This window comes from Paenibacillus sp. SSG-1, assembly GCF_002224835.1.
Classification (GTDB): domain Bacteria; phylum Bacillota; class Bacilli; order Paenibacillales; family Paenibacillaceae; genus Paenibacillus_AQ; species Paenibacillus_AQ favisporus.
Map to the genome: position 1 here is coordinate 1 of NZ_MBRK01000004.1, position 1033 is coordinate 1033.

Annotated in this window: 2 protein-coding genes; both read right to left on the bottom strand. The window is 57.7% G+C overall.

What is annotated here, in order from left to right; genetic code table 11:
• Nucleotides 1-368 (bottom strand): ABC transporter permease family protein (locus tag BCV73_RS34640; RefSeq protein WP_143811958.1); only part of this gene is annotated, 368 nt, incomplete at its 3' end.
• Nucleotides 369-383: 15 nt separating this feature from the next.
• On the bottom strand, nt 384-1033 hold a 650-nt coding region (locus BCV73_RS34645), incomplete at its 5' end, for an ABC transporter permease (RefSeq protein ID WP_089550505.1).

A 1033-nucleotide genomic window follows, 5' to 3' on the forward strand; every position in this document is an offset into this window, starting at 1 on the left:
AAAAACATCGTGACCATGAACATGCCCATAAAGAAGTTGCGGCCGACAAAGTCCTTGCGGCTCAGCGCATACGCCGCCGGCAGCGTCACGAGCAGGTTGATCGCGGTCCCGACCACGGTGTACAGAATTGTGTTGCCATACCCCGTCCAGATGCTTGTGTTCTCGAACACCCGCTTGTAGCCGTCAAACGTAATGCCTTTCGGCCACAGCCACATCTCCCCCGACCCGACCGCTTTCGGGTCGCTGATGGAGGCGCTGACCATGTACACCAGCGGGTAGAACACGATTAGAAACGCCAGAAACACATACAGGTAATTGAAGGCGAGAAAAACTTTATCCCGCCGGGTTTCTCTGACTCCGGATAACATCGAAGCCCCTCCTCTCTACCACAAACTGTTCTCGCTCGTACGGCGGACGATCTGATTGACGACGATGAGCAATACCGCATTGATGACCGAGTTGAACAGGCCGATGGCGGTCGAGAAGCTGTACTGCGCATCCACCAGACCCGAGCGGTAGACGAAGGTGGAAATGACGTCCGACGAGCTCATGTTGAGCGGGTTTTGCAGCAGCAGGATTTTCTCAAAGCCGACCCCGAGCAGGCTGCCCATATTCAGGATGAGCAGGATGGTCATCGTCGGGACCAGCACCGGGATGTTGATGTGCCGCAAGCGCTGGAAGCGCGAGGCCCCGTCGATAATCGCCGCCTCATGCAGCCCCGGATCAACGCCCGAGAGCGCGGCGAGATAGATGATCGTGCCCCAGCCGGCGCTCTGCCACACGTCCGAGAAGACGTACATCGTCTTGAACCAGCGCGGGTCGGTGAGGAAGTCCGGTGATTTCAGGCCCAGACCCTCGATCATGTGGGTGACGATCCCCGTCGACGGCGAAAGGAACGTGATAATCATCCCGGCCATAACGACCATGGAAATGAAGTGCGGTGCGTACGTCACCGTCTGGGACAGCTTCTTGAAGAAGCCGTTTCGGACCTCGTTGAAGGCCAGCGCCAGAATGATCGGGATCGGAAACCCGA